This is a genomic window from Trueperaceae bacterium (genome assembly GCA_036381595.1).
Lineage (GTDB): Bacteria > Deinococcota > Deinococci > Deinococcales > Trueperaceae > DASVCN01.
Map to the genome: position 1 here is coordinate 1 of DASVCN010000041.1, position 14,016 is coordinate 14,016.

Consider the following 14,016-nt stretch of genomic DNA (forward strand, 5'->3'; position numbering starts at 1 on the left):
ATCGGCACGATTCGACTTCGGGCGCGGGGCCCGATCGGCACGATTCGACTTCGGGCGCGGGGCTATCTCGACCTCGCGCCCTCATGCAGACGATTTGGCTGATCCCTCCCACGGCGCCTGCCGCCCCCATGCCCATGTCTATCCGAAGTGATAGCCGCGGCTCTTCGCCGGCACCGCGAGCGGGTAGATCGACTCGGCCTTGAGGGTGACCTTTATGTCGCCGCGCCCCTCGATGGTGCCGTCCACGATCAGGGCGACGGCGTCGCGAAGGACCTCGCGGCGCGCCTCCCAGAGGGTCGGCGAGATGACCAGCTGGATGCGGTGGGGTCCATCCTCGAGGACGAAGAAGGCGTGCCCCTTGGCGGTGGGCGGCTTCTGCTTGCCCACCACCAGGCCGGCGGTTCGCACCGAAGTGCCGTGCCGGGCCTTGAGCAGTCTGATGAGCGGAGTGGCATTCAGCTCGCGCAGCTGATCTCTGACGAAGTCGAGCGGGTGCATCTCCAGCGGTGAGAAGCGGGCGGTCTCGAACTCCCACATGAAGCGATCCTTGACGACCAGCCGCGGCAGTTCCGGGGCGTCCTGGGCAGGCGACAGGAGTGGTCTCGAGCCGCTGGCGATGGCGCCGGCGAGCACACCCAACCGGTAGAGCATCTCCCGGCGTGAGCCGAGCTCGTCGAGCGCCCCTGAACGCAGCAGCGTCTCGAAGGTCTCGCGCGGCAGCTTCACCCGGCCGTAGAGGTCGTCGAGCGAAACGAACGGTCCATTCCGCAGGCGCTCGAGCACGATCTCCCGGGCCGCTTCCTCGCTGATGCCGTCGAGAGCGCAGAGCGGCGGGCGGATCGCCTTGTCCTTCACGGCCCGCTCCGGCTGCTTCCCGGGCCGCTCCCGGCGTCGGAGCTCCTCCTCGCTAAGCCGCTCACAACGGAAGTAGACCCCGGACCTGTTGATGTCGAACGGCAGGACCGGCACGCCCCAGGCCCTGGCCTCCTGCCGCTTCGTCGACTGCGACCACATGCCCGGCTCCTCACTGAGGATGGCGGCTAAGAACTCGGCCGGGTAGTGGATCCGCAGATACCCTGAAGCATACGAGTGGAGCGCGAAGGCCCAGGCGTGACTCTCGGCGAAACCGAAGCCCTGGTAGGCCTTTATCGACTCGAAGATCGCCTCGGCCTCCTCGGGAGTGGCGCCGACCTTGCGCATCGCACCCTGGATGAAGCTCTGCCGCTCGGGCTCTATGTCGTCGAGGTCGGAGAAGCCCGAGACCTTCTTGCGGAAGCGGTCGGCCTCGGTCCAGCTCATCCCCGCCACGTGCACGGCGATCCGCAGCACGTCCTCCTGGAAGAGCAACACCCCGTACGACTTCGCCAGGATCGGCTCGAGCGAGGGGTGGAGGTAGGTGACGGGCTCGAGCCCCTGGCGCCGCCGCAGGTAGGGGTGGACCGTCCCCGACTGGATCGGCCCGGGGCGGATGAGCGCGATCTGGTGCGACAGGTCCTTGAGGTTCCGGGCCTTCATCACCTGGCTGGTGTGCATCTGCGAAGGGCTCTCCACCTGGAAGAGACCCATCGTCTCGCCCGACGAGATGAGGTCCCACACGCGCTCGTCGTCGGGCAGGTCGTGCAGGTCCCACCACTCCCCCTCCATCCGGAAGATCTCCTCACGGGCGCGCTCGAGCGCCGAGAGCATCCGCAGCCCCAGCAGGTCGAGCTTGATGAGCCCCATCGCCTCGGCGTCGTCCTTGTCGAGCTGGATGATCTTGATGCCGCCGCTGGAGCGCTCGAGCGGGCTGTAGTGGCTCAGTGGATCGCGGGAGAGCACCACCCCGCCCGAGTGCGGCGCCAGGTGGCGCACGTGCTTGGCCTCCATGCCGCGTACCAGCGAGCGCAGCGCGTCGGCGGCCGGTGCTCCGGGCAGCACCTCCTCGAACACCTCCTCGGCCTGGTCCACCGCCGGCGGCCGCAAGCCGCGGTAGTCGCGTCCCAATGCCGAGGTGAGCTGGTTGCGCAGCTCGGGCGGCACCCCCAGCGCCCGGCCCAGGTCCTGCAGGGCCAGCGGCAGGCGGTAGCGGATCTTGTTGCACACCATCGCCTCGGTCGCGGCGCCGAAGCGCTCCTCGACCCAGGCCAGCACCTCGTCGCGGCGGCTGCTGGAGATGTCGATGTCGACGTCGGGCATGGTCGACTTGCCGGTGTGGAGGAAGCGCTCGAAGAGGAGGTCGTGCTTGAGCGGGTCGGCGCCGGTGATGCCCAGCAGGTAGCAGAGGATGCTGGCCGCCGCCGAGCCCCTGCCCGCCGCCAGGATGCCGTGGTTGCGGCAGTAGTCGGTGACCTCGGCCGCGACCAGGAAGAACTCGGCCAGGCCCAGGGCGCGCACGGTCGCCATCTCCTCCTCGAGCTTCTTGCGCGCTTGCGCGAGCCGCTCGCCGGGGTAGCGCTCGAGCAGCGCCGCGTAGCAACGCTCCTCCAGGTGCTGCTCGGGCGAGACGCCATCGGGGATCCCCTGGGCCCGGGGCGGGATGAGTCGCTCGGGCAGCAGTTCGAAGTGACTCTCCCGGGCCAGGGCGTTGGCGTTGGCGTGCGCTTCGGGGAACGGCAGCCGCTCGTACGTCACCTCCGGCTCGAGCAGGTAGCTCTCGGCGTTGCGGGGCCGGGCCGCATTCGGCTCCTCGACGGTTATCCCCAGGCGACCGCACACCAGCGCATCGTAGAGCCGGTAGTCGCCGGGCCGGGCGTAGCGCACCGGCGGCGCGGCGACGACGGGCAGACCCAGGCTGTAGGCCAGTCGGCGGAGGACTCTCGTTCGGCGGGTGTCCCAGCGGCGCAGGTCGTGATAGAGCTGCAGATAGAGCCGGTTGGGGAACGCGCCGGCCAGCTCACGCAGGAGTGATTCGAGTTCGCTGACGCGCCTCTCGGCCAGGTAGACGCTGGGGAACCCCTCGCGGTCGCCGGTGAGGAGCGCCAGATCCTCGGAGCGGGAGATGAGCACCGGCCAGGGCACGTCCTTCTCCTCCCGTTCATGGGCGAGCGTGATCATCGTGTTGAGCCTGGCGTAACCCTGGCGGCTCCGGGCGATCAGCACCAGCGGGAAGGTGCGCTCCTCGATGCGCACCGGCACGGTCGCGCCTATGAGCGCCCTGAGGCCCTGCTCGCGAGCGGCCTCGAACAGTTCGACGCCGCCGCTCACGCTCAGATGATCGGTCAGCGCCAGGTAGCGGTAGCCGAGCTCGGCGGCGCGCTCGACGAGGGTCTTTGGGGAGGCCGTGCCTACGCCCAGCGAGTAGTAGGAGTGGGCGCAGAGGACGGCTTCCAGGGCTTGCGCCCGCCCTGGTCCCCGCTCGCGGGACGCTGGAATCGATTCCGTTCGAGCGAACCCCCCGTACATACCTTAATTATAAAGGTATGAATCGGTGGTCGATTTCCCTGGGACTCCAAATCGGAGGGATCTCCGCCGAGCGGGCGCCAACAGCCGCACATCGAGCGACCGGCCGCCTACGGTGCGAGGACGGTCACTGCGCGTTCAACTCCACCGCTCGTCGGACGAGCGCTGCGAAGGCGCCTTCGTCGATCTCGTCACCCTGCCGCAGGTCGATCGCCCGCCTGGTAGCGCCACCGAAGCCGGAGTTGAAGAGACCGGCGGGATCGTCGAGCAACGCCCCCTTGGCGAAGGTGAACTTCACCTTGTCCTTGTACGTCTCGCCGGTGCAGACGATCCCGTCGTGCGACCAGACCGGAACCCCGCTCGGGTTCGACGGTTTTCTCCACTTGACCTCCTCGACCACGGCGGGGTCGGCCTCGTGGATAAGGCGGCGGATCCGGGCGAGGATCTCCCGCTGCCAGGCGGGCAGCTGCGCGATCTTGGCGTCGATGAGCCGCGCGGCGCTATCGCTCTCGTTCGGCATGTTCATCTCCTCTCGGTCACCGCGAGACGGCTGTGAAACCAGGCGTCGCCTGCGCGGCGGGTGTGCGATCGAGCGTCGCCCGCGCGGAGGGTAGGCACATCAGGCGTCGCATGCGGAGGGTATCCGGCAACCAGGCGCCGCTGCGCGCGGTGGGTGGGCAGGCAGGCGGAGCCCGTCAAGGGTCTGCTCGAGGCGGCCTCACCGTGCGCCTCAGGAAGTCCTCGAACATCGGCACGGTGAAGGCGATGTCCCCATGGGCAGGACTGTAGATCATCCCTTTCCTGATGAGCTTCGCACGGCGCGGTCCCAGGCTCTGGACCGACTGGCCCAGGGCCTGGGCCACCTCAGAGGACCTGTACGGACCATCCCCCGAACGCGCCATCGCGATCACGTACTCGCGCTCCTTGGGCGTAAGCCTATCGAATCTCACCCGGAAGAAACCTTCGTCCAACCTCTCGACCGCCCGCTCCGAGGCGAGCTCCACGTCGGCGACTCCGATGGGGGAGTCGTTCGCCGCGTTCCAGGCCTGGAATCCCCACTCCTGCAGGAAGTAGGGGTACCCCCTGGTGCGCTCCACGATCATCTGCAGGGCGTCGTCGGTGATCGACTCGCCTTCGTCGGCCAGCGGTTCCCTTATCGCCTCGGCCGCAGCCGCCGCATCCAAGGCCCCGATGGCGGTGAAGTCGAAGAGCCTCTCTGCGTACGATTTGGCATTGCCCGACAGGCCGGCCACCTGGGGCAACCCGGCCCCCAGCAGGATGATCGGCAGCCTTCTCTGGTTCAGCCGGTGGATGGCGACGATGAGGGCAGAGAGTTCTTCCGTCGACAGGTACTGGATCTCGTCGACGAGCAGCGTTACCCCGCGTTGGGCCGAGGCAGCCGCCTCGCCCACGCGGACGAGCAGCTCGCTCAGGTCGTACTCGAGGATGCCGCTGTCGGCTGTGCCGGGCTCGGGGTCGACCGAGATGGTGACCTCGCCGACCGAGAGCTCGAAGGCGCTGGCGAAGGCGCGCAGTACCCTCAACGCGCGGTGGGCCGAGGCCCGCGCCTTCTCGATCACCGACAGCTTGCGCAGCACCTGATGGATCCGCGGGTAGAGGAGCTCGGCGAGACTGCCATCCTCGGGCGCCTCGATGAAGGCCGTGAGGTGGCCCTCCTGCTCGGCGAGGAGTTCGAAGCGGTTGAGCAGCACCGTCTTGCCGCTGCCCCGCAGGCCCAGCAGGACGAGGGAGCGGGCGTGCTTGCCGGCGCTGACCCGACGCAATGTGGTCGTGGCCCGGGCGAGGATCTCGTCCCGTCCGGCCAGCTCCGGCGGCTGGGAGCCGGCACCTGGAGCGAACGGATTGCGTACCGGGTCCACGCCTCAATGTATCAGAGTATAGGTTTGTATATGCAGTTCGAGCTATACACGGTTATATTTCGGTATACGGTCCCTCCCCTAGTCGTGACTGCACAGCGGTGCCGGCAGCGTCAAGGTCCCAGCGACATCCGGTGGGAACGAAAGAACGGCCCGTCCTGAACTGCGGACGGGCCGTAAAAGCGACGAGACGGGATCACTAGCGGAAGATCCCCTTTGGCAGGCAGGCAGAGACGACCCAGTTGGGGGCGTCGACGACCTCGCTGATCTTTAGGTTGACCGCCACGCTGCAGAGCGCGTAGGCGAGTTGCAGCTCGAGCGCGTACTCACGCCCCATATGTTCGATCATCGAGCGGACCGCGTCCCGGGCAGCGGCCATCAGGTCGGGAGCGACGCCGGTGGTTACGAAGAACCCCTTGGCGCCCTCGCGATCGTGCGCTCCCGGGGCGACGTCGTACTGGGGAGTGGGGATACTCGTCCCCTTCTTCACCGACAGGCGAACGCGGATCTTCATCGCCGTCTCGATGGCGGTTCCGCACACCTCGCCGTCACCCTGGGCGGCGTGCGTGTCCCCGACCGAGAAGAGCGCGCCGGGCACCTCCACGGGCAGGTAGAGCTTGCTCCCGATGGTCAGGTCGCGGATGTCGAGGTTGCCGCCCACATGCCGCGGCGGCACCACCGAGTGAAGGCCCTTCTGCGCCGGAGCAACGCCGATCGTCCCGGGGAACGGTCGGAACGGCAGTTCGATCTCATCGGTGAACCGGACCGAGCGGCCGTCGTATCTCGAGATGTGGAGGAATGGATCGGGGAACTCGTCGGCCAGCAGGCCGAAACCGGGGATGAGCGCGGTCCAGCCCCAGCTGTTCTCCTCGAAGCCGAGGATCTCTACCTCGAGCGCATCACCCGGCTGGGCCCCATCGACGTAGACAGGCCCCGTGACCGGATTCACCCGCTCGAAGTCGAGCCTGGCTACGTCTTCGGTCGTGGAGTCGGCCGTCAGCTGGCCCCCGGAAGCATCGACCGTTCCCACTTCCAGCTCCGCCCCGGCCTCGACCCGGATGACCGGTTCGATCGAATTGTCCCAGCCGAAGTGGTGATGCCGGTCGTGGATGGTCTTGAAGCTAGTCAACCCGATAGACCTCCTGGTAGTTCACGGGGATGTGGATGGGGTCGGCGAACACGGAGTCGGCTCCGCCTACGCCGTCGGAGTGCATGGTGAAACGGGTCTCGTTGAAGATCGGGATCCAGGGCGCGTCCTCTTCCATGATGTCGACGAACATCTGACTGTAGAGGTCGATACGCTCCTGCTCCTGACCCGGTTGCGCCATGGTGTCGTACTCGGACGCCCGGGCGTCGATCTCCTCGTTACAGTACTTCGCCCAGTTCCAGCCGCCCGGGACAGCGCCTGCACAGGAGAGGATCGGCCAGAAGAAGTTGTTCGGGTCCGGATAGTCGGCGATCCAGGCCATGCCGCCCGACCAGAGCAGCGGAGCCTGGCCGGCGCCACCCGCCTCGATCACGGTGCTCTGAGCCTGAGCCCGCAACTCGACATCGACGCCGATGACCGACAGGTCCTGCTGGATGGCCTGCGCGATACGGTCGTTGGGTGCGACGTTGAAGGCGTAGAGGACGGTGCTGAAGCCATCGGGATAGCCAGCGTCGGCCAACATCTGGCGCGCCGCCTCGGGGTCGTAGGGGTAGCCCTCGTACTCCTCGGCGTAACCGGGCATGAGCGGCGGCAGGATCTGGTTGGCGGGTTCAGCGCGATTGTTGATGATGCGTACGATCCGCTCCTTGTTGATGGCCATGTTCAGGGCCTTGCGAACCTGCGGGTCGTCGAGCGGAGGGGTCTGGGTGTTGAGAGTGACGTAGGTGGTGTTCAGCTGTTCTCCGCGCACGACCTGGTCGCTCAGGTCGGGATCGTTCATCACCTCGGTGAAACGGGCCGAGGGGATGCCGTCGCCGAGGACATCGACCTGCCCGCGCTGCAGCTGCAGGAAGGCCACGTTCGGATCGAGGCCTACCTGGAAGGTGATGCGATCGAGGTAGGGACGGTTCTCCACGAAGTAGTCGGGGTTGCGCTCGAGGACCACCCGCTGGCCCAACACCCACTCGTCGAGCATGAATGCGCCGGTGCCCACCGGGTTGTGCCCGAAGTCGCCGGCAGCGGCCTCGACGGCCTCCTGCGGAACCACGTGGGCGAAGTTGAGCGCCAGCTTGTGGAGGAAGGCAGCGTCCGGTTGGGTCAACTCGAAGACGACGGTGGAGTCGTCGGGCACCTGTATGCCGGTTACCTCCTCGGCCTCCCCGTCGATGAACTCCTGAGCTCCCGCGATCCCGAGGTAGAAACCCTGCCCGGGGCTCTGGGTATCGGGATCCAGTACTCGCTCGAGCGAGTACTTGACGTCGTCTGCGACCAGTTCACGGCCGTTGTGGAACACCACTCCGTCGCGCAGATGGAAGGTGTAAACGGTGCCGTCCGGGGACACCTCGAAGCTCTCGGCCAGGTGGGGGACGAGTTCGGTCGTCCCGGCCCGGTAATCCATCAGGCCATCGAAGATCGACTTGATTATCGACCAGTTCTGCCAGTCATAGCCGATAGCGGGATCGAGGGTCGAGAGGTCGTTCTGGAACGAGACGACCATCGCCCCTCCCTGTTCCTGAGCCTGCGAGGCTCCCAAGAAGAGGGCCACGGTGAGGCTCAGCAGGAAAATCCGGATACCTTTCATGTCACGTCCTTTCGCGGCTGAAGACCGGTCGGTCAGCCGTACTGGATCCTTGGGTCGAGGAACGGATAGATGAGATCCGCCACGAGATTGCCTATGACTACGAACAGCGCTGTTACAAGTACACCTCCCATGATCACCGGAATGTCGACGAGCTGGATAGCCTGCCAGACCATCTGGCCGATGCCGGGCCAGCCGAAGACCGATTCGACGACGACGATGCCTCCCATGAAGACACCTATATCGAGCCCGACGAGGGCGATAACGGGCAACACGGAGTTCTTCAGGACGTGCTTGAACAGGATCTTGCGGGGCAGCACCCCCTTCGCCCGAGCGGTCCGCACATAATCCTGCCGAAGCACATCGACCATCGATGAGCGTGCAACACGAGCGTACCACCCGCCCCCCGCCAGGCCGACCGTTATCGCAGGCAGGACCACGTGAGCCACCGATCCGTAGCCGCCCAGCGGGAAGAGCGGGATGATGTAACTGAAGGCGTACAGGAGCAGCAGTCCCACGACGAACTGAGGGGCCGATACACCCAGGAAGGCGAACGCCATCACCAGCTGATCGGCTGGCTTGCCCCGCCGGGTTGCGGCGACTATGCCACTGGGGATGCCGATGAGCAGTTCGAAGAGGATGCCTGCGAGCGCCAGCTGAACGGTGGGCCCGATCCGGGATGCGATCAGTTGCGAAACGTCTACCCGCTGCACGTAGGAGCGGCCCAAGTCGCCACGCACCGCACCCCAGAGGTAGTCGACGTATTGCACCGGCAGCGGCCGGTCGAGGCCGAGTTCGTGGCGGATGCTTTCGACCGTCGCCGGAGTAGCGCTCCTGCCGGCGATCATCCGGGCGGGATCGGCCGGGAGCAGGAACACCAGCAGGAAGGTGATGACACTGACCCCCAGCAGCACGGCGACTGCCTGGAATATGCGGCGGATCAGGTAGCCGAGAAGCAACGGCTCACCTCCGCTCCGAGAGGTCGAGTGCGTCGCGGAGCGCTTCGCCCAGGAGGTTGAAGGAGAGCGAGGTGAGCAGGATGGCGAGGCCGGGGACGTAGACCAGCCAGGGGGCGGTGAGGAAGTATGACTGGCTCTCGTTGATGATCCCGCCCCACGACGGTGTGGGCGGCTGCACTCCCACCCCCAGGAAGGAGAGGGCGGCCTCCAGCAGCACTGTCGTCGAGATCCCCAGGGTGCCGAAGACCAGGAGCGTGGACACCAGGTGCGGCAGGATGTGACGGGCGAGGACCCGCGGCGCTGGAGCCCCGATGGCGTTCGCCGACTCGACGAAGTCCCGCTGCGCTATCGACAATACCTGGGCGTAGACGGCGCGCGCGATCCATACCCAGTTCACGAGCGCGATCACCAGGGCGACGATCCAGAGGCTGGGTCGCAGGATGGCCGCCAGGGCGATGGCGAGTACGAGCGCCGGGAACGCGGTCATCACGTCGGTGAAGCGCATCAGGATCACCTCGGTCGCGCCGCGGAAGTAGCCCGCGGCTATTCCCACCACCGCGCCCAGGATGATCGCCACCCCGTTCGCGGCCACGCCGACTATCAGGGAAACGCGGGCCCCGAAGATGACCCGTGACAGCAGGTCCCGGCCCAGCAGGTCCGTCCCCAGGGGGAAGCGACCTCCGGGGGGCAGAGGGTTGCCCTCGAGCGTCAACCCCTCGAAGAACTGTCGCGCCGGGTCGTAGGGTGCCAGGAGCGGCGCGAAGACGGAGACGAGGACGAGCACCGTCACGCCGACGAGGCCGAACATCCCACCCGCGTTGCGTCGGAAGCGCTTGAGCCAGGAGGGGACTTCGCGTTGCTTGGCCGCTGTCATCTGCATGATGGCTCTTGGACCTCTAAATAGTATTCTTCGCGCCAGGGCGGTAACCGCTGACGCGACGTCGTATGACCCTCTTCTGCAGAAAGCCGGCTCACAGGCCGCTCGATGGATCAGGCAAGGCCTACCTGTTGCCCCCGAAGAGCTTGGGGACGTTGTACCACACAACCAGCGGCACGAGGGCAGCGCAACGCGTGACAGACCCGTCTGGGCGGCATCTGCCGGTGCCGCTTGGCATGCCGGGCGGGACGGTCTGCCGGTGAGTTCCCGAGCCGGTCTAGGGCGAAATACCGTCGCTCCTGGCGCTCCGGCGCTCAGACGCCCCAGGGATAGGTCTCGGGCGGTCCGGGCTCACGCGGCTCGATGTGGAGCGGATGGAGTGCCTCGGTCCGCTCGAGGAAGAGGAAGGCGTCGTAACGCTGCGGGAGGATCGTGGGCACGTAGTTGCCGAAACGTTCGCGCCTGGGTTCGTAGACCACACCTATGGCGCGATGGTCCCGGAATTTTCGGGCGCGTTCCGAGAGCCGATCGGTGAAGAGCAAGCGGTTCCTGGCTCCGGCTCGATGGAAGATCTCCTCCCACGAGCCCTCCCGAGCCGGCGGGACGGTCATCCTCTCCATCGGAGCGCCCCAGAAAGGTCCGGCGATCACGCTGCCGTGATGGGAGCAGAACCCCACGAGCACGGTTCCCTCCTGGCCGTAGCGCTCACGAGCCAACTGGCCGGTATTGACCATCCCCGAGTCGGCCATGTCGGTGGCGCGGGCGTCGCCGATGTGGGTGTTGTGCTCCCAGACGATCGCCTTCGCCCCCGAGCCGTGGTGCTCGAGCAGCGCCTCGAGGGTGCCCATCATGTGCCGGTCGCGTTCGTTCCACGACTCGCGGCTCCCACGCACCATCGTCCGGTAGTAGCGCTCTGCGCCCACCACCGAACGCGCGTTCTGCTCGGCGTCGAAACTCGCCTCGCGGTCCTCCGGGTACCGTGGTGCTTTGCCGCGGACCTCAGCCAGAAGAGCGACTACCTCCTCTTCACAGGAAGTGGGCACGAAAGCGGTGGCTTCGGCGTAGGAATGTACGTCCTCGTTGTACGGCTCGAAGCAGGAGTACGCCCGCCGGGCCGTCTCCAACGCCTCTGGGTCGGCACGCTCGAGGTAACCCATGATCGCTTCCAGCGACTCCCAAAGGCTGTAGACGTCGAGACCGTAGAAGCCGACCATCTCCTCCTGGGCAACCGACCGGTTGTGGCGGCTCATCCACTCCGCCAGGGCAGCCACCTCCCAGTTCGCCCACATCCAGGTGGGCCACCGTTCGAAGGCGTGGAGCACCTCGCGCGCACTCTCCCCCGACCCTGGGTACCCCTTGACGTACCGGTTCACCCGGTAGCAATCCGGCCAGTCGCCCTCCACGGCTATGAAGGAGAAGCCCTTCTCGCGGATGAGGCGTTGGCTGATGAGCGCCCTCCAGCTGTAGTACTCGGAGGTGCCGTGGCTCGCTTCGCCCAGCATCACCACCCGGGCGTCACCGATCCGGTCGATCAGGGGGTCCAGGTCCTCGCGTCGATCCAGGTCCAACGCTACTCGTTCTATCTCTCGCCTCAGCTCGACGACCTCATCGGCGACCAGCGGTCCGTCATCTCGGAACATTCTTCACCTCCGGTTTTCGGCCCTGCAGGTGGGTCCCGAACCAGTCGCCCGCGAGCTCGACCACCCGTTCGAGCTTGCCTGGCTCCTCGAACAGGTGGGTCGCCCCCGGCACGACCTCCAGTGCCGTCTCTGCCTCCATTCGCCCCATCGCCTCCCGGTTCAGCCGGATCACCACGTCATCGAGGCCGCCTACGATGAGGAGCGTGGGCGCGAGGACCGCGCCCAGGGCCGGTCCCGCCAGATCGGGGCGGCCGCCGCGCGACACGACCGCGGCGACGGCGCGGTTACGTTCCGCTGCAGCCACAAGAGCGGCCGCGGCACCGGTACTGGCGCCGAAAAGGCCCACCGGGAGGCCCTCCGTCCGGGCCTGCTCCCCCAGCCAGCCGATGGTGGCGCATACCCGAGCCGCCAGAAGTCCGATGTCGAAGCGATGCTCGCGGGTAAGGGCATCCACCCGTTCCTCCGCCTCCGTGAGCAGGTCGACGTGCAGGGTAGCCAGGCCCGCTTCGCAGAGCGCCCGGGCAACGTACCTGTTTCGTGGGCTGTGGCGGCCGCTTCCGCTGCCGTGGGCGAATAGCACTACACCGGCAGGGTCGGTAGGCAGGGTGAGGTCGCCGTCTATATCGGCTGCACCCGTTGGGATGCGGACGCTTCTTTGCCTCACCTCGCTCAGGCTCTCTCTTCCGGGCATCCGACTCCAGTCTCGGACCTGCCCGAGCGAGACTAAGTGAGTTGGGCGCAAGTCCGCCGGGCAAGGGCACGCTCTCGTCACAACGGATAGGCTTAGACATGCCGCTGGAAATTAGAGTCGATCGATTCCGGGGAGTGATCGTGGTCCCCGAGAGCATCCCCTGCGAACCCGATCTCTTCGCCCAGGAACTCGACACGGCGCTCGAGATCTGGACTGCCGGGGGTTACCGGCTAGCCTGGCTCGAGCTTCGGCTCGAGCTGGCCGAGTTGATCCCGCTGGCTACCGCGCGCGGCTTCCGCTTCCACCACACCTCCGGCGACAGCCTCATGCTCACCAGGCGACTCTCTGCCGATTCGTTCGTGCCGCCCTTCGCCTCTCACTACGTCGGGGCCGGCGGCGCGGTGTTCTCGCCGGAAGGGGAGATCCTGGCCGTTGTAGAGCGCTACGGGCCGGGTCACTACAAGCTTCCCGGCGGGCTGGTAGAGGTGGGCGAGGATATCGCCGACGGGGTCAGGCGCGAGGTTCGGGAGGAGACGGGCGTCGACAGCGACTTCCAGGGGTTGTTGGCGGTCACCCACGCCCCGCGTTGGATCTTCGGCCGGGCGAGTCTCTACCTGGTGTGCGCCCTCGAGGCGGTGAGCCGCGAGATCGTCAGGCAGGAATCTGAGATCGCCGAGGCCGTCTGGATGCCTCTCGCGGAGTTCATGGCCAGTGACCGGGTGTCTCCCTTCACTCGGGACGTGTTGCAAGCGGCCATGGAGGGTGACGGCCTCAAGCCCAGGTCGTACGAGAGCGTGACGTCGAAGTCGACCTGGGAGCTGTTCCTGCCCGAATCGGACGACTAGAGCAGCAGCTGGTCCGGATAGACGACTTCCAGCTCAACTATCTCGTCTGGAACGAAGTCCTTTCGATTGTTGGTGATGAACCGGTCGGCTCGGCCATGGACCGCAGTGGCCAGGTGTAAGGCATCCAGGCTTCTCAGGCTATAGGTGGCCCCGAGTGCGGTTGCCAGTTCAGCAGTGGGCTGGTCGACCGGAAGCAGTTCGAGTCTGGACAGTCGTTTGGCGAGCAGGGCAAGTTCGTTGTCGTTTCTCCTACGTTGCCGTTTGATCAGCAGTTCCGGCAGGAGTAGCACGGAGCCGATCAGTCGGAGTTCCGCGGTCGTTCGGGCGAGCAGCTGGTTTATCGGCTTGCCGAGTTGATGCTGTGGTTGAGCCGAGTAGATGAGGACATCTGCGTCGAAGGCGATGGCTCCGTAGTTCACTCGGGCTCTTCGAACGGTTGAGACTCGTCCCTCTGTGCCCTTATCGCATCCACGAGCTCCTGAGTCCGCTCGACACTCAGTCCTGTCGCTTCATCCAGCGGCGGCTTCTCCCGGCGTAGACGTTCCAGCTCTTCGTGCAGGCGCTCCGCCGCCACGGTGCTTGGCGTTCTGACCATCGGCCTCCTCCTCGAGGGATGCACCCAGACTGCTACCACCTCGCCATTCTGAGTGATCTCCACCTCCTCGCCCGCCTTCACCTTTTCGATCGCCTGGCGCATCTGAGCTCTTGCCTCACTGACCGTCATCCGAGCCATGGATCATTGTACAGTTCGTACAGCGACGTACCTGGTTGGTGAGGCCGCCGTTGCGAAGCCGCCCTGAAGTGTCATGCAATGGTGTTAGTCACGGGAAGGGGTCGCTATTTCTCTCCTAGTCGGCAACTCCCGTCACGCACCACTCCCCGCCCTCGCGGTAGATCTCGACGAGCCTGCCGCCGTCCAGCTCGAGCAGGTAGTAGTCGCGCCTCATCTCCTTCGCCCACCAGCGGCCGGCGACGCGCCACTCGTCGATCACCCGCTTCACCCGTCCACCGGAACTCGGTCGC

General features: G+C 66.3%; 13 protein-coding genes. 1 reads left to right on the forward strand and 12 read right to left on the reverse strand.

Features of this window, described 5'->3' with window-relative positions:
• Nucleotides 1–138: 138 nt before the first annotated feature.
• The 9 genes from VF168_14090 to VF168_14130 all read right to left on the reverse strand — a co-directional run bounded on the left by VF168_14090 (nucleotide 139) and on the right by VF168_14130 (nucleotide 12,148).
• The gene (locus tag VF168_14090; protein HEX7005310.1) at nucleotides 139–3,381 is read right to left on the reverse strand and encodes a DNA polymerase III subunit alpha; all 3,243 of its coding nucleotides are present in this window, start codon (nucleotides 3,379–3,381) and stop codon (nucleotides 139–141) included.
• Between the two features lie 124 nt (nucleotides 3,382–3,505).
• Nucleotides 3,506–3,898 (reverse strand): DUF1801 domain-containing protein, encoded by a 393-nt coding sequence (locus tag VF168_14095; protein ID HEX7005311.1) that lies wholly within the window; start codon nucleotides 3,896–3,898, stop codon nucleotides 3,506–3,508.
• Between the two features lie 175 nt (nucleotides 3,899–4,073).
• Entirely contained in the window at nucleotides 4,074–5,258 is a 1,185-nt protein-coding gene (locus VF168_14100; protein ID HEX7005312.1) for an ATP-binding protein, read from the reverse strand.
• 196 nt (nucleotides 5,259–5,454) lie between these two features.
• Nucleotides 5,455–6,384 carry an acetamidase/formamidase family protein gene (locus VF168_14105; GenBank protein ID HEX7005313.1) on the reverse strand — a complete coding sequence of 310 codons (930 nt, stop codon included), beginning with the start codon at nucleotides 6,382–6,384 and terminating at the stop codon, nucleotides 5,455–5,457.
• A complete protein-coding gene (locus tag VF168_14110; protein HEX7005314.1) occupies nucleotides 6,377–7,984 on the reverse strand; it encodes an ABC transporter substrate-binding protein in 1,608 nt (535 codons plus the stop codon). Before VF168_14110 ends, VF168_14105 begins: the two co-directional genes overlap by 8 nt.
• A gap of 32 nt (nucleotides 7,985–8,016) precedes the next feature.
• Nucleotides 8,017–8,940: an ABC transporter permease gene (locus VF168_14115; protein ID HEX7005315.1), complete on the reverse strand. Its 924-nt coding sequence runs from the start codon at nucleotides 8,938–8,940 to the stop codon at nucleotides 8,017–8,019.
• 4 nt (nucleotides 8,941–8,944) lie between these two features.
• A complete protein-coding gene (locus VF168_14120; protein ID HEX7005316.1) occupies nucleotides 8,945–9,820 on the reverse strand; it encodes an ABC transporter permease in 876 nt (291 codons plus the stop codon).
• Between the two features lie 311 nt (nucleotides 9,821–10,131).
• Nucleotides 10,132–11,457, reverse strand: a complete 1,326-nt coding sequence (locus VF168_14125) for an erythromycin esterase family protein (protein HEX7005317.1) — start codon at nucleotides 11,455–11,457, stop codon at nucleotides 10,132–10,134.
• Nucleotides 11,444–12,148: a dienelactone hydrolase family protein gene (locus tag VF168_14130; protein HEX7005318.1), complete on the reverse strand. Its 705-nt coding sequence runs from the start codon at nucleotides 12,146–12,148 to the stop codon at nucleotides 11,444–11,446. The genes VF168_14125 and VF168_14130 overlap by 14 nt, the downstream gene beginning before the upstream one ends.
• 98 nt (nucleotides 12,149–12,246) lie before the next feature.
• Here VF168_14130 and VF168_14135 point away from each other — a divergent pair, with 98 nt between their 5' ends.
• Nucleotides 12,247–12,993 (forward strand): NUDIX domain-containing protein, encoded by a 747-nt coding sequence (locus VF168_14135; protein HEX7005319.1) that lies wholly within the window; start codon nucleotides 12,247–12,249, stop codon nucleotides 12,991–12,993.
• Here VF168_14135 and VF168_14140 read toward each other — a convergent pair.
• The 3 genes from VF168_14140 to VF168_14150 form a co-directional block, all read right to left on the reverse strand.
• Nucleotides 12,990–13,412: a PIN domain-containing protein gene (locus VF168_14140; GenBank protein HEX7005320.1), complete on the reverse strand. Its 423-nt coding sequence runs from the start codon at nucleotides 13,410–13,412 to the stop codon at nucleotides 12,990–12,992. The genes VF168_14135 and VF168_14140 overlap by 4 nt on opposite strands.
• Nucleotides 13,409–13,726 (reverse strand): type II toxin-antitoxin system prevent-host-death family antitoxin, encoded by a 318-nt coding sequence (locus tag VF168_14145; GenBank protein ID HEX7005321.1) that lies wholly within the window; start codon nucleotides 13,724–13,726, stop codon nucleotides 13,409–13,411. Before VF168_14145 ends, VF168_14140 begins: the two co-directional genes overlap by 4 nt.
• A 115-nt stretch (nucleotides 13,727–13,841) precedes the next feature.
• The gene (locus tag VF168_14150) at nucleotides 13,842–13,994 is read right to left on the reverse strand and encodes a hypothetical protein (GenBank protein HEX7005322.1); all 153 of its coding nucleotides are present in this window, start codon (nucleotides 13,992–13,994) and stop codon (nucleotides 13,842–13,844) included.
• Nucleotides 13,995–14,016 lie beyond the last annotated feature (22 nt).